Origin of the sequence: Phenylobacterium sp. (assembly GCF_046291545.1) — a bacterium.
Classification (GTDB): Bacteria; Pseudomonadota; Alphaproteobacteria; order Caulobacterales; family Caulobacteraceae; genus Phenylobacterium.
This window is the reverse complement of sequence record NZ_JBKBSM010000004.1, coordinates 234,239-252,054: the sequence shown is the minus strand read 5'-3', so window position 1 is coordinate 252,054 and position 17,816 is coordinate 234,239. Positions and strand designations below refer to the sequence as shown.

The 17,816-nt window shown below is 69.7% G+C and carries 17 protein-coding genes and 1 tRNA gene; 10 read left to right on the top strand and 8 right to left on the bottom strand.

Annotated elements, in window-relative coordinates; all coding sequences use genetic code 11:
* Window positions 1-47: 47 nt before the first annotated feature.
* The 3 genes from ACK4YQ_RS12335 to parE form a co-directional block, all read right to left on the bottom strand.
* Window positions 48-1,103 (bottom strand): GGDEF domain-containing protein, encoded by a 1,056-nt coding sequence (locus ACK4YQ_RS12335; protein ID WP_409611705.1) that lies wholly within the window; start codon window positions 1,101-1,103, stop codon window positions 48-50.
* 111 nt (window positions 1,104-1,214) lie between these two features.
* Window positions 1,215-2,726 carry a DEAD/DEAH box helicase gene (locus ACK4YQ_RS12330; protein WP_409611704.1) on the bottom strand — a complete coding sequence of 504 codons (1,512 nt, stop codon included), beginning with the start codon at window positions 2,724-2,726 and terminating at the stop codon, window positions 1,215-1,217.
* Between the two features lie 167 nt (window positions 2,727-2,893).
* Window positions 2,894-4,939, bottom strand: a complete 2,046-nt coding sequence (gene parE / locus ACK4YQ_RS12325) for a DNA topoisomerase IV subunit B (RefSeq protein ID WP_409611703.1) — start codon at window positions 4,937-4,939, stop codon at window positions 2,894-2,896.
* A 252-nt stretch (window positions 4,940-5,191) separates the two neighbouring features.
* On the opposite strand from parE, the gene ACK4YQ_RS12320 reads away from it, so the two are divergent.
* Complete coding sequence (locus ACK4YQ_RS12320; RefSeq protein WP_409611702.1) at window positions 5,192-5,419, top strand: hypothetical protein; 228 nt, start codon at window positions 5,192-5,194, stop codon at window positions 5,417-5,419.
* 39 nt (window positions 5,420-5,458) lie between these two features.
* The gene (locus tag ACK4YQ_RS12315) at window positions 5,459-5,800 is read left to right on the top strand and encodes a hypothetical protein (protein ID WP_409611701.1); all 342 of its coding nucleotides are present in this window, start codon (window positions 5,459-5,461) and stop codon (window positions 5,798-5,800) included.
* Between the two features lie 73 nt (window positions 5,801-5,873).
* On the opposite strand, the gene glnA is transcribed toward ACK4YQ_RS12315, so the two are convergent.
* Together glnA and ACK4YQ_RS12305 are read right to left on the bottom strand one after the other, a co-directional pair.
* Window positions 5,874-7,283: a type I glutamate--ammonia ligase gene (gene glnA, locus ACK4YQ_RS12310; RefSeq protein WP_409611700.1), complete on the bottom strand. Its 1,410-nt coding sequence runs from the start codon at window positions 7,281-7,283 to the stop codon at window positions 5,874-5,876.
* 34 nt (window positions 7,284-7,317) lie between these two features.
* Window positions 7,318-7,656, bottom strand: coding sequence for a P-II family nitrogen regulator (locus ACK4YQ_RS12305; RefSeq protein WP_409611699.1), 339 nt, complete (start codon window positions 7,654-7,656; stop codon window positions 7,318-7,320).
* A gap of 483 nt (window positions 7,657-8,139) precedes the next feature.
* Here ACK4YQ_RS12305 and ACK4YQ_RS12300 point away from each other — a divergent pair, with 483 nt between their 5' ends.
* The 3 genes from ACK4YQ_RS12300 (at window position 8,140) to ACK4YQ_RS12290 (ending at window position 11,088) form a co-directional block, all read left to right on the top strand.
* Window positions 8,140-8,715: a histidine phosphatase family protein gene (locus ACK4YQ_RS12300; protein WP_409611698.1), complete on the top strand. Its 576-nt coding sequence runs from the start codon at window positions 8,140-8,142 to the stop codon at window positions 8,713-8,715.
* Window positions 8,716-8,730: 15 nt separating this feature from the next.
* Window positions 8,731-10,188: an NAD(P)H-hydrate dehydratase gene (locus ACK4YQ_RS12295; RefSeq protein WP_409611697.1), complete on the top strand. Its 1,458-nt coding sequence runs from the start codon at window positions 8,731-8,733 to the stop codon at window positions 10,186-10,188.
* A gap of 279 nt (window positions 10,189-10,467) precedes the next feature.
* Complete coding sequence (locus tag ACK4YQ_RS12290) at window positions 10,468-11,088, top strand: LysE family translocator (protein WP_409611696.1); 621 nt, start codon at window positions 10,468-10,470, stop codon at window positions 11,086-11,088.
* Here the strand turns inward: ACK4YQ_RS12290 and ACK4YQ_RS12285 are convergent.
* The gene (locus tag ACK4YQ_RS12285; protein WP_409611695.1) at window positions 11,085-12,314 is read right to left on the bottom strand and encodes a glycosyltransferase; all 1,230 of its coding nucleotides are present in this window, start codon (window positions 12,312-12,314) and stop codon (window positions 11,085-11,087) included. The genes ACK4YQ_RS12290 and ACK4YQ_RS12285 overlap by 4 nt on opposite strands.
* Before the next feature lie 86 nt (window positions 12,315-12,400).
* On the opposite strand from ACK4YQ_RS12285, the gene ACK4YQ_RS12280 reads away from it, so the two are divergent.
* The 5 genes from ACK4YQ_RS12280 to ACK4YQ_RS12260 all read left to right on the top strand — a co-directional run bounded on the left by ACK4YQ_RS12280 (window position 12,401) and on the right by ACK4YQ_RS12260 (window position 16,733).
* Window positions 12,401-12,485: transfer RNA gene (locus tag ACK4YQ_RS12280), tRNA-Leu, on the top strand.
* Window positions 12,486-12,560: 75 nt separating this feature from the next.
* Complete coding sequence (locus ACK4YQ_RS12275; RefSeq protein WP_409611694.1) at window positions 12,561-13,949, top strand: FAD-binding oxidoreductase; 1,389 nt, start codon at window positions 12,561-12,563, stop codon at window positions 13,947-13,949.
* Between the two features lie 119 nt (window positions 13,950-14,068).
* The gene (tig, locus tag ACK4YQ_RS12270) at window positions 14,069-15,430 is read left to right on the top strand and encodes a trigger factor (RefSeq protein ID WP_409611755.1); all 1,362 of its coding nucleotides are present in this window, start codon (window positions 14,069-14,071) and stop codon (window positions 15,428-15,430) included.
* 111 nt (window positions 15,431-15,541) lie between these two features.
* Window positions 15,542-16,165 (top strand): ATP-dependent Clp protease proteolytic subunit, encoded by a 624-nt coding sequence (locus tag ACK4YQ_RS12265; RefSeq protein ID WP_409611693.1) that lies wholly within the window; start codon window positions 15,542-15,544, stop codon window positions 16,163-16,165.
* Window positions 16,166-16,169: 4 nt separating this feature from the next.
* Complete coding sequence (locus ACK4YQ_RS12260) at window positions 16,170-16,733, top strand: hypothetical protein (RefSeq protein WP_409611692.1); 564 nt, start codon at window positions 16,170-16,172, stop codon at window positions 16,731-16,733.
* Here ACK4YQ_RS12260 and ACK4YQ_RS12255 read toward each other — a convergent pair.
* Both ACK4YQ_RS12255 and ACK4YQ_RS12250 read right to left on the bottom strand, forming a co-directional pair.
* Window positions 16,730-16,984 (bottom strand): hypothetical protein, encoded by a 255-nt coding sequence (locus tag ACK4YQ_RS12255; RefSeq protein ID WP_409611691.1) that lies wholly within the window; start codon window positions 16,982-16,984, stop codon window positions 16,730-16,732. The two genes, ACK4YQ_RS12260 and ACK4YQ_RS12255, sit on opposite strands and share 4 nt — an antisense overlap.
* A gap of 38 nt (window positions 16,985-17,022) precedes the next feature.
* Window positions 17,023-17,724, bottom strand: a complete 702-nt coding sequence (locus tag ACK4YQ_RS12250) for a hemerythrin domain-containing protein (protein WP_409611690.1) — start codon at window positions 17,722-17,724, stop codon at window positions 17,023-17,025.
* Window positions 17,725-17,816: the final 92 nt, after the last annotated feature.

The window sequence follows — 17,816 nt, the reverse complement described above, 5'->3', positions numbered from 1 at the left end:
TCTTAAGGGGGAATGCCCCGGCGTCAGCCTAGGGAAATCTCAGCGGCTCAGGCCGCGTTCGCCACCGGCTCGGCGTTGGTCACCCGATTGCGCCCGCCGCGCTTGGACGCATAGAGCGCCGCGTCGGCCCGCTCCATGACGCTGTGGCCGTTCTCGCCGGGCCGCCGTTCGGCCAGCCCCGCCGAAACGGTGATCGCGCCAAGATCCTCATTGGTGGAGCGGCGCTTGAGCATCCGCGAGGACACCTCTTCGCGAATCTCCTCAAGGGTGGCGGTGGCCATGTCGGCGGATTCGCCCGGGAAGATCAGGGCGAATTCCTCGCCGCCGTAGCGGGCGGCGAAGCGGGGCGGGGCGCCCACGCGGCCGATGACGCTGGCGACATAGCGAATCACCTGGTCCCCGGTCTGGTGGCCCCAGGTGTCGTTGAAGTTCTTGAAGTGGTCGATGTCGATCAGGGCCAGGGTGATGGTCTCGCCGCTGGCGTCGGCCTCGGCGCAGGCCCGAGCCAGCTCATCGTCGAAGGACTTGCGGTTGGCGAGGTTGGTCAGGCCGTCGGTGGTGGCGTCGCGGCGCACCTGCTCCAGGTGCTCGCGCAGCTTGGCGACCTCGGCGCTGGACTCGGCCAGGCGCTTCTCCAGGGACTTGTTCTCGCGCTGCACGCGGCGCGTGGCGCTGGCGAGGTTGTCGACCGTGGCCCGCAGCGCCGAGACGTCGCCTTGTCCGTCGAGGCTCTGGCTGGCGCTGGCCAGCGTCTGGCCATAGGCCTCGCTCGACTTCTGGGCCGACTGGATCGCCAGGGAGACCGAGGCGAGTTCGCGGCTCAGCTGATCGCCGGCGTCGCGAATCTGTTCGTTGAGACGCACCTTGGGCAGGTAGAGCGCCGCCAGTTCGTCGCTGACCTTGTCGGTGAAGGCTTCCCCGCTGGTCAGCAGCCGGGCCACCTCGCGGCCCAGGGCGCTGTCGGGATCGGCCACGTAGTGGGTCCAGATCTCGAAATTGAGAGCCGTCGGCCAGACCCCGTGCTTCTCCATCTGGTCAACAGCCTGACGAGCCAAGGCGTAGGCGCCAGGCCCACGCATCCTGACCTCGAAATCTCCGGACATCTGCGCTCTTCCCCACCCAGAGTCGGGCGACGGGTTCTCCGCCGCGACCGACCATGCGCGAGACAATAGGCCGCAGAGTCAAATGAGCGGTTAAAGCCCGAAGAAAGAAGCCTATTCCTTCTCCGAAGGGATGCTCGGCGTCGGGCGCAGCAGGAAGGCCGGGACGTCCGAGCCGAAGCCGACGACGCGGTCGCGGTCGGCGTCTTCGCGCGGGCGGGCTTCGCGAGGAGTTCCCTCGCGCGGGCGGTCCTCGGCGGCGCGCGTGCGGCCGCGGGCCGGCTTCGGCGCGGGCCTTGGGGCCGGCTCTGCGGCAGGCTCTGCGGCTGTGGGGGCGGGAGGCGGCGCGGGCGTCGCCTGCGATTCAGCGGGCTCACGCCGAGGCCGACGAGGCGCGCGCTCTTCGCTGCGGCTGGAGCGCTCTTCACCGCGCCCGGCGCTGCGTCCGCGGGGACTGCGGCGCTCACGGGCGCCCTGGTCCTTCAGGGCCTCCCAGTCGAGGTCCAGCGCCAAGGTCTCAGGCGTCTTGCCGATGAGCTTGAGCACCTTGTCGAGGTTGCGGGCGTCGGCAGGCGTGGTGATCATGTACGCCTCGCCGGTGCGCCCGGCGCGGCCGGTGCGGCCGATGCGGTGGACATAGTCGTCGGCGTGGTGCGGCACGTCGAAGTTGAACACATGGCCCACCGCGGGAATGTCCAGCCCGCGGGCGGCGACGTCGGACGCCACCAGCAGCTTCAGATCGCCCTTGCGGAAGGAGTCCAGGGTGCGCATGCGCGTCGCCTGATCCAGGTCGCCGTGGATGGCCGCCGCGTCGAAGCCATGCTTCTTCAGCGACTTGGCGACGATATCGACCTCGGACTTGCGGTTGCAGAAGACGATGCCGTTGACCACGTCGCTGCGCTCGATCAGCGCCCGCAGCACCGCACGCTTGGCCTTGCCGTCGGCGACCGGGGTCGGCACGACGTACTGGCTGATGGTCTCGGCGGTGGTCGCCGGCCGCGCCACCTCGATCCGCGTGGGATCGTTCAGGAACTGCTTGGTGAGCCGGGTGATTTCCGGCGGCATGGTCGCCGAGAAGAACAGGGTCTGCTTCTTGGGCGGCGTCAGCTTGAAGATGCGCTCGATGTCCGGGATGAAGCCCATGTCGAGCATGCGGTCGGCTTCGTCCACCACCAGGATCTGCACGCCGGTGAGCAGCAGCTTGCCCCGCTCGAAGTGATCGAGCAGGCGCCCGGGCGTGGCGATGAGGACATCGACGCCGCGATCGAGCTTGGCTTCCTGGTCTCCGAACGACACGCCGCCGATCAGCAGCGCCCAGGTCAGCTTCTGGCCCTTTGCGTACTTCTCGAACGAGGAGGCGACCTGGTCGGCCAGTTCGCGGGTGGGGGCGATGACCAGCGAGCGCGGCATGCGCGCCTTGGAGCGCCCGGCGGCGAGCCGGTCGATCATCGGCAGGGTGAAGGCGGCGGTCTTGCCGGTGCCCGTCTGGGCGATGCCCAGGACGTCGCGCCCGGCCAAGGCGACGGGGATCGCCTGCGCCTGGATCGGAGTGGCGGTGGTGTACCCGGTGTCGGCGACAGCCTGGAGCGTCGCGGGCGAAAGGCCCAGATCGGAAAATTCAGTCATCAGCGGCAATAGAGGCGGTCGGTCCGCCCAAAGGAAGGCATGCGATCCGCGGCGGCGCGCACGGCGATCGTCGCGCGCCGCGGAACATACGGCTTAAGGCCTTCAAGTCAACGCGTCGCAGGCCCGCGGCCGCGATAGGACGCGTTCCGCCGAACCGGCGGGCGTTTTCAGACGTCGAGGTCGGCCGCCGCGAACTCGGCGTTCTCCTGGATGAAGCGGAAGCGCAGCTCCGGCTTGCGGCCCATCAGCGCTTCCACCAGATCGGCCACCGCCTCTTCGGAGCGGGGCAGGGTCACCCGGGCCAGGATCCGCTTGGACGGATCCATCGTCGTTTCCTTGAGCTGGGCCGGCATCATTTCGCCGAGGCCCTTGAAGCGGCTGATCTCGGGCTTCTTGCCCTTGAACTCGCTGGCCAGGAGCTCGTCGCGGTGGGCGTCGTCGCGGGCGTAGACCACCTTGCCCCCATGGCTGAGGCGGTAGAGCGGGGGCAGGGCGAGGAACAGGCGGCCCGCCCGAATGAGGTCGGGCATGGTGCGATAGAAGAAGGTGATCAGCAGGCTGGCGATGTGCGCGCCGTCGACGTCGGCGTCGGTCATGATCACCACGCGCTCGTAGCGCAGGTCCTCTTCCTTGAACTTCGAGCCGCCCTGGACGCCCAGGGCCAGCATCAGGTCGCTGAGTTCCTTGTTGCCGCCGGTCTTGTCGGAGGAGGCGGAGGCGACGTTCAGGATCTTGCCGCGCAGCGGAAGGATCGCCTGGGTGCGCCGGTCCCGCGCCTGTTTGGCCGAGCCGCCGGCCGAGTCGCCTTCCACCAGGAAGATCTCCGCGCCGTCGATCGCCTGGCCCGAGCAGTCGGCCAGCTTGCCGGGCAGGCGCAGCTTGCGGGTGGCGGAGGCGCGGGCGACCTCCTTCTCGCGCCGCCGCTTCAGGCGTTCCTCGGCGCGGTCGATGACGAACTGCAGGAGGGCGCTCGCCGCCTTGGGCTGGGCCGTCAGCCAATGGTCGAAGGGATCGCGCAGCGCTGCTTCCACCAGCCGCTGGGCGTCGGACGAGGAGAGTTTCTCCTTGGTCTGGCCCTGGAACTCCGGATTGGCGATGAACACGCTGACCAGGGCGCCGGCCTGGGCGATCACGTCGTCGGCGGTGATCAGGCCCCCGCGCTTTTCGCCGGTCAGGTCGGCGTACTGCTTCAGGCCCCGGGTCAGAGCCGCGCGCAGGCCGGCCTCGTGGGTGCCGCCCTCCGGGGTGGGGACGGTGTTGCAGTAGGACTGCATGAAGCCGTCGGCCTCGCCGAAGCCGGCGCCGGTCCAGGTGACGGCCCATTCGACCTTGCCGGTCTCGCCGGGACGCTCGTAGCGGCCGGCGAAGGGTTCCGGCGTCACGGTCTCCACGTCCTTGACCCGTTCGGCCAGGAAGTCGGCCAGGCCGTTGGGGAAGCGGAACACCGCCTCGGCCGGGGTCTGGTCGTGGATGCGCTCGGGCGCGCAGGACCAGCGGATCTCCACGCCCCCGAACAGGTAGGCCTTGGAGCGGGCCATGCGGTAGAGCCGCGCCGGCTTGAACGCGACGTTCTCGCCGAAGATCTCCGGGTCGGGCCTGAAGGAGATCGCCGTGCCGTGCTTGCGGGTGGGGGAGAGCTTTTCGATGCTTCCCAGGGGCTTGCCGCGGGCGAAGGCCTGGCGCCACTCGAAGCCGTCCTTCCAGGCGGTGACCTCGACCTTTTCCGACAGGGCGTTGACCACCGAGACGCCGACGCCGTGCAGGCCGCCGGAGGTCTCGTAGGCCTTGCCCGAGAATTTCCCGCCCGAGTGCAGGACGGTCATGATGACTTCCAGCGCAGACTTGCCCGGATGCTTGGGGTGGGGGTCGACGGGAATGCCGCGCCCGTCGTCCTTGACGCTGAGCGTCCCGTCCGCGTCGAGCCGCACCTCGATCACCTTGGCGTGGCCCGCGACGGCCTCGTCCATGGCGTTGTCCAGCACCTCGGCGAACAGGTGGTGCAGGGCCCGCTCGTCGGTGCCCCCGATGTACATGCCCGGACGCTTGCGCACGGGCTCCAGGCCTTCCAGAACCTCAATGTCCTTGGCCGAGTAGCCGCCGGACGGCTTCGGCGCCGGTTCCGGGCGCGGCTCATGGGCCTGCGCCAGCGGCGAGGCCGGGGCGGGGTTCAGGGCGTCGTCGAACAGGGAGGCTTGCGCGGAGGCCTTGGGCATGGGCGGCAAATTGGTGTGATTCGGATCGCCGCCGTATGCGGCGCGACGGCCGCCAGGGCAAGCGTGGCCGTGACTGGGGCGGCTGACGCCGCTTGAGGCGCCGATCGCGAAATCCGCGTCCGAGCCTCACGGATCACTTGCCAGGCGCCCGATTTCGCATGAGCTTGACTTCAGACGTGCGGAACAGCGCCGGGCGACGCCATTGCGGCGGCGACACACGAAATGCGCAGCCGTCCGTCGTGGAGGAAGGATATGTCTGACATCAGCAACCGCGGCCCCGCGTCGCTGTTCCGAAGCCTGCCCCGGGAAGCCGTGAACATCGTCGGCACGGCGGCGGCGATCTTCCTGACCGTCTTGATCGGGTCGGCGATCTCATCGGTCCTGCCCGAAAACCCGTCGCCGTGGCTGTTCGCGGGCTGCTACGCCGCGCCGGGCGCGGTGATGTTCGCCGTCTACTGGTTCATCGCGCAGAAGCTCTGAACCGTGGCGGCGGCTGCAGGCCGCCGCCAGGAGACGGTCGTGCGCCGAATCGAACTGGACGCCACGCAGTGGCGGACGGTGGGCGACTTCTACGACGACCTCCTGCGAGCGCTGGGCGCCTGCGTCCATCACAGACGCAGTCCCGACGCCCTGATCGAATCGATGATCTGGGGAGGCGGGGTGGACGTCGAGCCGCCGTACGTCGTCAGCGTCACGGGGCTGGAGGCCGCTTCGGCGGCCGTCGCGGCCTACGTGCGCGACGTGGCCCAGGTGATATCCGACGCACGTTCCTGGCGACGGGACAGGACGGGGATCGACATCGACGTGTCCGTCGAGGTGGACGGGGCGCTTCGCCGACTGGACCGCGCGTCTGGCGGCTGATCCGGCGGGCAGGATGTGAAAAGGGCCGCGGATCGCTCCGCGGCCCTTCTCGCCCGACTTCAAACGCTGGCGATCAGCACTTGAAGTACATGTCGAATTCGACCGGGTGCGGGTGCAGTTGCAGCCGCATCACTTCCTCCATCTTCAGCTCGATGTAGCTGTCGATGAAGTCGTCATCCATGACGCCGCCCTTCTTGAGGAAGGCGCGGTCCTTGTCGAGGCTCTCCAGGGCTTCGCGCAGGCTGCCGCAGACTTCCGGAACCTTCTTCTGCTCGCGGGGCGGCAGGTCATAGAGGTTCTTGTCCATCGCCGGACCCGGATCGATCTTGTTCTCGATCCCGTCGAGGCCGGCCATCAGCAGGGCCACGAAGGTCAGGTAGGGGTTGCCCATCGGGTCGGGGAAGCGGGCTTCGATCCGCTTGGCCTTGGGGCTGTCCACGTGCGGGATGCGGATCGAGGCCGAGCGGTTGCGGGCCGAGTAGGCCAGCTTCACCGGGGCTTCGTAGCCGGGCACCAGGCGCTTGTAGCTGTTGGTGGTGGAGTTGGAGAAGGCGTTGATGGCCTTGGCGTGCTTGATGATGCCGCCGATGTAGTAGAGGCACATGTCCGACAGCCCGGCGTACTTGTCGCCGGCGAACATCGGCTTGCCGTCCTTCCAGATCGACTGGTGCACGTGCATGCCCGAGCCGTTGTCGGCGAACATCGGCTTGGCCATAAAGGTGGCGGTCTTGCCGTAGGCCGCAGCCACGTTGTGGATCACGTACTTGTAGAGCTGCAGGCGGTCGGCCATCGTCAGCAGGTCGGAGAACTTCAGGCCGAGTTCGTGCTGGGCCGGCGCCACCTCATGGTGGTGCTTTTCGGGCTGCATGCCCAGTTCGCCCATCACCGCCAGCATTTCGCCGCGCAGGTCCTGGCCGGAGTCCACCGGGTTGACCGGGAAGTAGCCGCCCTTCGGGCCCGGGCGGTGGCCCATGTTGCCCTCGGCGTATTCCTTGGCCGAGTTCACCGGCAGCTCGACGGAGTCGTAGGTGTAGCCGGTGTTGTGCGGCTGGGTGGACCAGCGCACGTCGTCGAAGATGAAGAACTCGGCCTCGGGGCCGAAGTAGACGGTGTCGCCCACGCCCGCCGAGCGCACGTAGTTCAGGGCGGCCTTGGCGATCGAGCGCGGGTCGCGGTTGTACGGCGTGTTGGTGTCGGGGTTCAGGACGTCGCAGAACAGGCAGAGCGTGGTCTGCTGGTAGAAGGGATCGATGTAGGCGCTGTCGAGGTCCGGACGCAGCTTCATGTCGGACTCGTTGATCGCCTTCCAGCCGGCGATCGAGGAGCCGTCGAACATGGTGCCGTCGGTCAGGAAGTCGTCGTCGACCAGGTCGATGTCGAAGGTGACGTGCTGCATCTTGCCGCGCATGTCGGTGAAGCGGACGTCGACGTATTTGACTTCCTTTTCCTTGATCAGGTTCAGGATGTCTTTTGCTGTGGCCATATTGTTATCCCCTTCGGAAACTCGGTGAAGTTCTTCAGATCGCTTGCGCGCCGCTCTCGCCGGTCCGGATACGCAGGACGTCGGTGATTTCGGACACGAAGATCTTGCCGTCGCCGATGCGCCCCGTGCGGGCGGCGCCGGTGATGGCTTCGAGGACGGGGTCGAGCTGATCGTCAGCGATCACCACCTCGATTTTGATTTTGGGCAGGAAGTCGACCACGTACTCGGCGCCGCGGTAGAGCTCGGTGTGCCCCTTCTGGCGGCCGTAGCCCTTGGCTTCCATCACCGTCATGCCCTGGACGCCCAGCTCCTGCAGAGCCTCCTTCACTTCGTCCAGCTTGAAGGGCTTGATGATGGCTTCGACTTTTTTCATGGCTCAGCTTGTACTTATCGGGCCGTCCTGTGCGACCGCCGCGACGGAGCACGCCGACGCGGCGCCGCGCAAGGGGGCGCGGGCGGGCGATCCGCTGCGACGCGGCGCCTTTCCATCGGCGCCCAAGAACTGAGCAGCGGTCGCGCAAAAAACGATCATCGCGGAATTCGCCCCGGAACGCAGTCGCGAAAGCCTCGCGATCGCGCCGTCAGAGCGCCTGACGGGGGCGCACGGCGCAAGCGAGGGGGCGGATGGGCCCGCAATCGGCCCGCCGCGTGCGTCTCGGCCGGGCGCCCGCAGCCTTCCCGGCGGCCGTGCTGCTGAAGATTGCGGCGGTTCGCGCGGGTTGCGGACCGATCCGCGGGGCTGAAAAGGGGGGTGACAACGCGGTCGCCGCATGGCCCATACGCCTCGGCCGTTCGCGGTCGCCCCGGCCGCGCCGCCCATCTGGCGCGCGGCGCAGCTTCAGTTCCGGACCCGCTCATGCCGCGCCTCTATCTCATCCGCCACGGCAAACCCGCCGCCGCATGGGGCGATGCGCACGCCGACGTCGATCCGGGCCTCGACGAGACCGGGCAGGCGCAGGCGCGCGCGGCCCGGGACCAGCTCCTGGCCCTGCCGGCGCCGGAGCGGCCGAGACTGGTGGTGAGCTCGCCCCTTCGACGCTGCCGCGAGACCGCTCAGCCCCTGGCCGAGGCCCTGGGGGTGGAGCCGACGATCGACCCGGCGGTCGGAGAGATTCCGACCCCGGCGGGCGTCGCCCACGACGCTCGCGGCGCCTGGCTGCGCAAGGCGTTCGGCGGCCTCTGGCGGGAGATCGAAGGCGACCTGGACTATGACGCCTGGCGGCGCGCGATCGCCCAGTCCCTGGTCGCCCGCGGCGACACCGCCGTGTTCAGCCATTTCGTCGCCATCAACGCGGTGCTCTCGACCCTGGCCGGCGAGGACCGGGTCATCAGCTTCCGCCCCGACCACGCCTCGATCACGGTCCTGGAAACGGACGGCCGCGTGCTGAGGCTGGTCGCCAAGGGCCCCGAAGCCTCCACCACCGTGCTCTGAGAACCGGAGGGCCAGGTGACGGCGCGCAGGATCCTGACGGTGACGGAGATCGCCGCCGCCGACCGCGCGGCGATCGCCGCCGGAACCCCGGGGACGGTGCTCATGGAGCGGGCGGGGGCGGCCGTCGCCGAGGCGGTGGTCGAGCGTTTCGCTCCGCGCCCCGTCGTCGTGCTCTGCGGACCCGGCAACAATGGCGGCGACGGCTACGTCGTCGCGCGCCTGCTGAAGGCCGAGGGCTGGCCGGTCGCCGTGCAGGCGCTGGCCGCGCCCACCACGGCGGACGCCCGCGCCGCGGCGGCGCTGTGGGATGGCGAAACCGGCCCCCTGGATGCAGGCGCCATCGACGAACGGGCCCTGGTGGTGGACGCCATGTTCGGCGCCGGGCTGTCGCGACCGCTGGAGGGCGCAGCAGCGGCGGCGGCCCTGAGAATCTCCGAGCATCCGGAGCGTGTCGTGGCCGTGGACGTGCCGAGCGGCCTGTTCGGCGACCTGGCCGAGCCGGCGGCGGCCTCGGTGGTCGCGGGCCTGACCGTCACCTTCCACGCCAAGAAGCCGGCCCACGTGCTGGAGCCCGCCCGGGAGCGATGCGGCGAGGTGCTGGTCGCCGACATCGGCCTGGCCGAATCCGGCGGCTCCCTTTTCGAGAACACGCCGGAGCTGTGGCTGGCGCGCTTCCCCTGGCCGACCGCGGCCTCTCACAAGCACGCGCGCGGCCGCATGATCGTGGTGTCCGGGGCGGCCTGGAACACGGGGGCGGCCCGGCTGGCGGCACGCGCCGGTCTAAGGGCGGGGGCGGGGGTCGTGACCGTGCTTTCGCCGCCGGAGGCGCTGGCCGTGAACGCCGCCCACCTGGAAGCGGTGATGCTGCGCCCCTTCGAGACGGACGCTGAGCTGGAGGCGGCGGCGGGCGACGTGGACTGCGCGGTGGTCGGTCCCGCGGCCGGCGTCAGCGAGACCACGCTCCTCAACGTGCTGGCGCTGGCCCGCACCGGCGCGGCGCTGGTGATCGACGCCGACGCGATCACGGTGTTTCGCGAGGACCCAGAGGAGCTGTTCTCGGTGCTGGACCGGGACGACGTGCTGACCCCGCATCCGGGGGAGTTCGACAGGCTGTTCCCGGGGCTCCTGAAGAGCTCGGCCGAGCGGATCTCCGCGGCGCGGGCCGCGGCGACCCGCGCCGGGGCGGTGGTCCTGCTGAAGGGCGCTGATACGGTGATCGCCGCGCCGGACGGTCGCGCGGCCGTCAACACCAACGGTTCGCCCTGGCTGGCCACGGCCGGCTCCGGGGACGTGCTGGCGGGGCTCGTCGCCGGGCTGATCGCCCAGGGCATGGAGAGCTTCGAGGCGGCCTGCGCGGGGGCCTGGATCCACGCCGAGGCGGCTGAGCTTCACGGGCCGGGGCTGATCGCCGAGGACCTGCCGGGCCTGACGCCGGCGATTCTTCGGCGCCTGCACGGGGCGGGGCCCCTCTAGACAACCTATGGCGCAGCTTGCCGCTTCATGCTAGCTGCGGCTGCGACGCAAAGCGCGTCGACCGGACACGACCATGACCCGCACTTCCGTAGCCGCCGCAATCGCAGCCGCCGCCCGCCAGGCCCAAGCCGCCTGGGGGATGATCGCTGCCGACCTGCGGAGAGGGCGCGGACGCTGAGGGCCTGAAGTCCAGGACCAAGCCGACCCACCCTTTCCGGCGACGGAAAGGGGACCGGTTGAGGACCTCCGCCGCCGCCGGACCTTCCAGCGGAGCCTCCGATGACCACCCCGCCCACGTCGTTCACGCCTGACCTTCTGGCGGCGCTCACTCTTTTCGCCTTCGTCTCCTCCATCACCCCGGGGCCGAACAACACCATGCTGATGGCCTCGGGCGCAAACTTCGGCCTTCGGCGAACCGTGCCCCACCTGATGGGCGTCTCCCTGGGCTTCCTGGTGCTGATCCTGGCCGTGGGGTTCGGCCTGGGAGGGCTGTTCGCCGCCTATCCGGTGCTGCACGACCTGCTCAAGGTGGCCGGCTGCGCCTATCTGCTGTGGCTGGCCTGGAAGCTCGCGACCGCCAAGGGCCTGAGCGCGGCGTCGGCCGGCGCGCGGCCGATGACCTTCCTGCAGGCCGCGGGCTTCCAGTGGGTCAATCCCAAGGCCTGGGCGATGGCGGTCAGCGGCGTGGCCGCCTACACGCCCCAGTCGGGCTATGTCGCAAACCTGGTTCTGATGGGCCTGGTGTTCACGGCCGTGAACCTGCCATGCGTCGGGCTATGGACCGGATTCGGGGTGGGGCTGCGCCGGTTTCTGGACAGGCCGGGGACGCTGCGGGCGTTCAACCTGCTGATGGCCGCGTTGCTGGTGCTGTCGCTCTGGCCGATGCTGGCGCACGCCTAGGAGCCCGCCGTCACCTCGTCGATGAGGGAGAGCCAGGCTCGGCGTCCGGCCGCGGCGTCGAAGCGCTCGACGGCCGTCGCCCGGGCGGCCGCGCGCAGCTCGCCGAAGGCGGCCGGGCGCCGGCAGGCGTCGATCAGCGCCTCCGAGAGGCCGTCCACGTCGAAGAAGTCGAGCAGCCGGCCGTTGACGCCGTCCGCCAAGGCGTCGCGGACCGGCGCTGTGTCGGAGCCGATGACGTAGCAACCGCTGGCCATCGCCTCTAGCAGGGACCAGGAAAGGACGAAGGGGTAGCTGTAGTAGACGTGCGCCGTCGACGCGCGCAGCGCCGCCAGCATCTGGGCGTGCGGCAGGCGGCCGAGGAAACGCACCCGCGACATGTCCAGCCGGTCCTCGACGCCGGCCAGGCAGGCGGCCTTCCAACTGCCTCCGCCGGGGGGCGAGCCGCCGTAGCCACGCTCGCTCTCCGAGCCGACGATCAGCACCTGGGCGTCAGGGACTTCGGCCTGCAGGCGGGGCAGGGCCCTCAGGAAGACGTGCAGTCCGCGCAGCGGCTCCAGGTGCCGGTTCACATGCGTGATCAGGGGCGCGCCGGGCTCGATCCGCAGCCCGTCGGGGAGAACCAGGGGTCTGGGCGGCGCCGGACGGATGGCGTTGGTGTCCACGCCTTCGTGGATCAGGCGGATGCGCCGCTGGAAAACGCTGGGATGGGTGTCGGCCTGAAAGCGGGTGGGGCAGACGATGGCGTCGGCCTGGGTCAGCGCCAGCGACAGGACCGCGTTCTTGGCCGTGCCGCCCAGGATGGACTCCAGCGTCGTGGGGATGAACTCCTCGTCGAAGTCGATGTCGCCGCCGCGCCCCTTGTAGAAGTATTCCGAGAAGAGGATGCGCCGCGCCTGCGGGAAGGGTTCGCCCAGGAACACCGTCTCGCCCCAGCCGGGATGGCCGACGATCAGGTCCGGCACGAACCCCTCGGCCTTCAGCGCGAAGGCCGCGTCCAAGGCGGCCCGGCCGCGGATGAAATCGGCCTCCGCCCGGGTGGCGAGGGGCAGGATCCCCGGCGTCGAGCCCTTTTCGTTGGCCCAGGTCATCAGCTTCACCCCGGGCAGTCCGGGGGCGGTGCGCGCGCCAATGGCGGCGCACTCGACGCCGCGGGCGACGAGGTCGCTGGCGAGGTCGCGGAACTGGGCCGGGAAGTTGGAATGGACGAACAGCACGCGGCGAAGCATGGCCGCGTTCTGGCGCGGCGCGGGCCGGATGTCATCCGGGAACACGCTTGACGCCGGAGCGCTTCGGTCCGAAAGGCGTGGCCAGTGCGGGTGTGGCGGAACTGGTAGACGCACTGGATTTAGGTTCCAGCGCCGCAAGGCGTGGAGGTTCGAGTCCTCTCACCCGCACCAGCCCGCCGATTGACGCCGATCAAGCGTGCGAGGCCGGCCGATCGGCCATAGTCTTCCCATCGGGAGGATGCGCCGATGCAAGAGCTCATCGATCAACTGAAAACGGCCCTCGGCCCCGGCGCGGTCCTGACGGGCGCGGACGCCGAGGCCGCGGCCTTCACCCCCTGGACCCGGCCAGGCGCCCCGGCGGCGGTGGTGCGGCCCGCATCGACCGAGGACGTCTCGACGGTGCTGCGCTTGGCGAACGCGGCGGGCGCAGCGGTCGTCCCCTGGGGCGGGCGCACAGGCCTTGTGGACGGGATCTATGCGCAGGACGCGATCGCCCTGTCCCTGGAGCGCATGAACAGGATCGAGGAGATCGACCGGGACGGCGCCACCATGACCGTCCAGGCCGGCGCGCCGCTGCAGGCGGCCGCCGAGGCGGCGGAGGCGCAGGGGCTGCTGCTGCCGCTGGACCTCGGCTCGCGCGGGTCGGCCACCATCGGCGGGACCGTCTCCACGAACGCCGGCGGCAACCGGGTGCTGCGCTACGGCATGATGCGCGAGATGGTGCTGGGGCTGGAGGCGGTGCTGGCGGACGGGACCGTGGTCTCGGCCCTGAACCCGTTGATCAAGAACAACACCGGCTACGACCTGAAGCAGCTGTTCATCGGCTCGGAGGGCACGCTCGGGGTGGTGACACGCGCGGTGCTGCGGCTGCGCCCGGCGCCAGCCAGCCAGAACACCGCGTTCCTGGCGGTGAGCCGTTTCGAGGCGCTGCCCGCGCTTCTTCGGCGCCTGGAGCGGGAACTGGCCGGCGGACTGTCGGCCTTCGAGGTGATGTGGCCCGAGTTCTACGAGCTGGTCACCACCCCGCCGGCGGCCGGCGCGCCGGTGCTGCCGCACGGCTCGGCCTTCTACGTCCTGGTGGAGACCATGGGCGGCGACCAGGAGACGGACGCCGCGCGGCTCGAGGATGCGCTGGCCGGGGCTCTGGAGGAGGGCCTCGTTGAGGACGCCGCGCTCGCCAAGTCCGAGGCCGAACGCCGGCGGATGTGGGCGCTGAGGGACGACGTGGCCCAGGTGGCGCGCAACGGACCGATCTTCACCTTCGACGTCAGCCTGAAGCTCTCGGCGATGCAGGCCTATCTCGCGGGCCTGCGCGAGGCGCTGGTGGCGAAGTGGCCCGCCGCCAGCCTCGTGGTGTTCGGCCATCTGGGCGACGGAAACCTGCACCTGATCGTCGGCGTCGGCGACCGTGAGGCGCGCGAGGCGGTCGAGGACATGGTCTATGACCGCCTGGCCGAAGCGGGGGGATCCATCTCGGCCGAGCACGGCATCGGCCTGCAGAAGCGGGCTTATCTGGACCGCTCGCGCTCGCCCGAAGAGATCGCCCTTATGCGCACGCTCAAGGCCGCGCTCGACCCCAGGGGGGTGCTCAATCCGGGCAAGGTGCTGGCCCCACCTTTGGGCTTGGACGCGTGAAGGCGGCGTGACATAAGAGCCCGCCCACCGCCGGCGGCCCCGGCGGCGCTTACCATTTCATGCAAAGGCGGATCCGAAGCGCGCGCTGCGCGCCGCGTCCGAAGAACTCAAGAATGTCGATGCAGATCGTTGAAAAGTCCGGTGAAGGCCTGAGCCGCGTCTATGGCGTGACCGTTCCCGTGGCCGAGCTGGCCCAGCGCCTCGACGCGCGGATCGCCGAGATCACCCCGCAGCTCAACATCAAGGGCTTCCGCCCCGGCAAGGTGCCGCCCGCCCACGTGCGCCGGGTGCACGGCAAGGCCCTGATGAGCGAAGTGGTGCAGGAAGCGCTCAACGAGTCCACGCAGAAGGTCATCGCCGACAACAACCTGCGTCCGGCCGGCGAACCCGAGCTGAAGCCCGAGGGCGACATCGAGAGGGTGATCGAGGGCAAGGCCGACCTGTCCTACGAGATGTCGGTCGAGCTGATGCCGGAGTTCACCCCGGTCGACCCGGCCACCCTGTCGCTGTCGCGCCCGGTCTACAAGCCGACCGACGAGGAAGTGCAGGAGGCCGCCGAGGGTCTGGCCAAGCAGGCGCGCACCTATGAACCGCGCACCGGCAAGAGCGTGAAGGCCAAGGACGGCGACCAGGTGATCATCGACTTCGTCGGCCGCGTCGACGGCGTCGCCTTCGAAGGCGGCTCGGCCACCGACACGCCCCTGACGCTCGGCTCGGGCCAGTTCATCCCGGGCTTCGAGGAGCAACTGGTCGGCGCCAAACCGGACTCCACCGTCACCGTGAACGTCAAGTTCCCCGAGGACTACCAGGCCAAGAACCTGGCCGGGAAGGACGCGGAGTTCGAAGTCACCGTCAAGGAAGTGAAGGCGCCGGTCGACGCCGTCGTGGACGACGAGCTGGCCAAGCGCCTGGGCCTGGAAAGCCTGGACGCGCTGAAGGACCTGCTGCGCAAGAACCTCGAGGAGCAGTACGCCGGCGCCTCGCGCTTCAAGCTCAAGCGCGCCCTGCTGGACGAGCTCGACACCAAGCACGACTTCCCGCTGCCGCCGAAGATGGTGGAAGCCGAGTTCGGCGTGATCTGGCAGCAGGTTCAGGCCGACAAGGAACGCGGCGGCCTGCCGCCGGAAGACGCCGACAAGTCCGACGAGCAGCTCCAGACCGAGTACCGCAAGATCGCCGAGCGCCGCGTGCGCCTGGGGCTGGTGCTCGCCGAGATCGGCCGGGCCAACAACGTGGTCGTCACCGACCAGGAACTGGGCGAGGCCATGCGCCAGGAGGCAATGCGCTATGGGGCCCAGGCCCAGCAGATCTTCGACTTGCTGCGCCAGAACCCCAATTTCCAGGCGCAGCTGCGCGCCCCGATCTTCGAGGACAAGGTCGTCGACCTGATCGTCTCCAAGGCCAAGGTCGAGGATCAGGAGGTCTCCAAGGAGGAGCTTCTGAAGGAAGACGAGATGCCGGAGGGCTACGCCGCGGACTGATGCGGCGGGCCAGCGACGCCGGGCCGCCTTGCACGCAGGCGGCCCGCACGCGATATCAAGGGGGAACACGGGCGGGACTCATCCCGCCCGCATCGAAAAGGTTCTTGCAACATGCGTGACCCGCAGACGACCGCGCTCAACCTCGTTCCCATGGTGGTCGAGCAGACCAGCCGCGGGGAGCGCGCGTTCGACATCTTCTCGCGCCTCCTGAAGGAGCGGATCATCTTCCTGAACGGCCCCGTCGAAGACGGCATGTCGGCCCTGATCTGCTCTCAGCTCCTCTATCTGGAGTCCGAGAACCCCAAGAAGGAAATCTCGATGTACATCAACTCCCCGGGCGGGGTGGTGACGTCGGGCCTCGCGATCTACGACACCATGCAGTACATCAAGAGCCCGGTCTCGACGGTGTGCATGGGCATGGCCGCCTCGATGGGCTCGTTCCTGCTGATGGCCGGCGAGAAGGGCATGCGGGTCTCGCTGCCGAACGCCCGCATCATGGTCCACCAGCCGTCGGGCGGCTTCTCGGGCAAGGCCTCGGACATCGAGCGCCACGCCGAGGACATCATCAAGACCAAGCGCCGTCTGAACGAGATCTACGCCAAGCACACCGGCCAGACGGTGGAAGAGGTCGAGAAAACCCTCGACCGCGACTACTTCATGACCGCCGAAGAGGCGAAGGCCTGGGGCCTGGTCGACCACGTCTACGAACGCCGCGAGGAAGGCGAGACCGCCTGACGCCATGGCCGGCCACGCTCTCGTGGTCGGCGGCACCGGCATGCTCGCCGGCGCGGTCCGGGGCCTGGCCCTAGACGGCTGGCGGGTCAGCGTCCTGGCCCGAGGCGCTGAGTCCTTCGTCAAGGACCCAGGCGCGCCGGTGGACGGCTTCGACTGCGACTACCAGAACCTCGCCGCGTTCGATGCGGCCCTGCGCGCGGCCGAGGCGGCGAACGGGCGGATCGGCCTGGCCGTCGCCTGGTTCCACACCCTGAAGATCGAGGCGCCGCGGCGGCTGGCCGAGGCGGTCGGCGCGCCCGGCGAGGCCGGGCTCTATGTGCAGGTGCTGGGCAGCGGCGTCGCCGACCCGGCGCGGCCCGACCGCCTGCGGATCGCGGCGGACGTGTCGAGGGGGCTGCCGGACTGCCGGCTAAGCCAGGTCATCCTGGGATTCGAGATCGAGGGCGGCGCTGCGCGGTGGCTCACGCACGCCGAGATCTCCACGGGCGTCCTGCGCGCGATCCGGGACGGCGCGCCCTTGTCCGTGATCGGACGCACCGAGCCCTGGGCGGCCCGTCCCACGGGCTAGAGGCGCGCCCTGGCCGCGCTGAGCAGGGACGACCTACCGTCAGGACCCGAGACGTCGAAGCGCACGAAATCGGGATCCGCGGGCCCGCGAAGGTCGGCGAAGAGGCCGCAGGGGTCCTCGTGGAAATGCAGGAAGGCCCGGCCCTTGCGGTAGAAGACGCCCGGCCTGCGCTCGACCAGCCCCTCCAGCCCGCGCAGCTGGGCGATCAGGGACGACAACTGCTCGAGGGCGTGGGCGCCGGCGTGCTTCATGCGCCGACGATAGACCCCTGCGCGCCGGCGCCCAGTCCTCAGGCGGCCACGGACAGCCGCGATTCCAGGTCCGCGAAGTCGGCGGCCGTGAGGGTGGTGCGGGCCGCCCCTTCCATGACGCCGCGGAACACCTCCGGGGGCGCCGAGGCCTGCATTCCGCCCAGCAGGGCCGCGCGCTCCTGGCGCGTCATCGCCGGGATCATGCGCCGCATGATCGCCATGTTCGTCGCCGGATCGATGGAGGCGATGATGCGCATCTCCAGGGCCGCGAGCTCTTCGTCGGTGAAGAGGGCGCAAAGCAGGGGCCAGGTGATGGTCTCCTCCTCGTGCATGTGCGCGAGGTCGTCGGCCACGAAGCGTGAGAATGCGAGATACAGCTCGCGCAGGCGGGCAGGGCGTTCCTGGCTTCCGGCGGTCTCCACCGTCTGGATCATGCGCTCCAGCCGGCCGAAGCCCCGGCGATGGTCCTCGTGCTGCTCGGCAAGGCGCTCGGCGGCCGCGCCCTGGCGCTCGGCAAGCAGCGGATGGATGAAGGTCTCCTCGTGGTCCAGGTGGCCGGCGGCGATGCGCAGGTGTTCGCGAAGGTCGCCGAGCACCGACCGTACGGCGGCGGCGTCCTGGCCGTCCGCGCGTCCCAGGCGGATCATCAGTTCGGTGGAAGCCAGGCGCAGGCCCTTGTGAATGGGGCCGTAGATGTCCCAGCGGCCGTGCGGCAGGGCGCAGGCGTCGGTGTCTTGCATGGTGCTCGTCCCGGTGGGCGCCGGCCACAGCGGCCGGTCGATGGCGCGGGTGTCTAGGCGTCCTGTGGACCGCCGGCTTCCTAAATGGTTCC

Coding starts and splice junctions, on each gene's coding strand:
- ACK4YQ_RS12335 (WP_409611705.1), bottom strand. CDS start 1,103: ATGTCCGGAGATTTCGAGGTCAGGATGCGTGGGCCTGGCGCCTACGCC.
- ACK4YQ_RS12330 (WP_409611704.1), bottom strand. CDS start 2,726: ATGACTGAATTTTCCGATCTGGGCCTTTCGCCCGCGACGCTCCAGGCT.
- parE (WP_409611703.1), bottom strand. CDS start 4,939: ATGCCCAAGGCCTCCGCGCAAGCCTCCCTGTTCGACGACGCCCTGAAC.
- ACK4YQ_RS12320 (WP_409611702.1), top strand. CDS start 5,192: ATGTCTGACATCAGCAACCGCGGCCCCGCGTCGCTGTTCCGAAGCCTG.
- glnA (WP_409611700.1), bottom strand. CDS start 7,283: ATGGCCACAGCAAAAGACATCCTGAACCTGATCAAGGAAAAGGAAGTC.
- ACK4YQ_RS12305 (WP_409611699.1), bottom strand. CDS start 7,656: ATGAAAAAAGTCGAAGCCATCATCAAGCCCTTCAAGCTGGACGAAGTG.
- ACK4YQ_RS12300 (WP_409611698.1), top strand. CDS start 8,140: ATGCCGCGCCTCTATCTCATCCGCCACGGCAAACCCGCCGCCGCATGG.
- ACK4YQ_RS12290 (WP_409611696.1), top strand. CDS start 10,468: ATGACCACCCCGCCCACGTCGTTCACGCCTGACCTTCTGGCGGCGCTC.
- ACK4YQ_RS12285 (WP_409611695.1), bottom strand. CDS start 12,314: ATGCTTCGCCGCGTGCTGTTCGTCCATTCCAACTTCCCGGCCCAGTTC.
- ACK4YQ_RS12275 (WP_409611694.1), top strand. CDS start 12,561: ATGCAAGAGCTCATCGATCAACTGAAAACGGCCCTCGGCCCCGGCGCG.
- tig (WP_409611755.1), top strand. CDS start 14,069: ATGCAGATCGTTGAAAAGTCCGGTGAAGGCCTGAGCCGCGTCTATGGC.
- ACK4YQ_RS12265 (WP_409611693.1), top strand. CDS start 15,542: ATGCGTGACCCGCAGACGACCGCGCTCAACCTCGTTCCCATGGTGGTC.
- ACK4YQ_RS12260 (WP_409611692.1), top strand. CDS start 16,170: ATGGCCGGCCACGCTCTCGTGGTCGGCGGCACCGGCATGCTCGCCGGC.
- ACK4YQ_RS12255 (WP_409611691.1), bottom strand. CDS start 16,984: ATGAAGCACGCCGGCGCCCACGCCCTCGAGCAGTTGTCGTCCCTGATC.
- ACK4YQ_RS12250 (WP_409611690.1), bottom strand. CDS start 17,724: ATGCAAGACACCGACGCCTGCGCCCTGCCGCACGGCCGCTGGGACATC.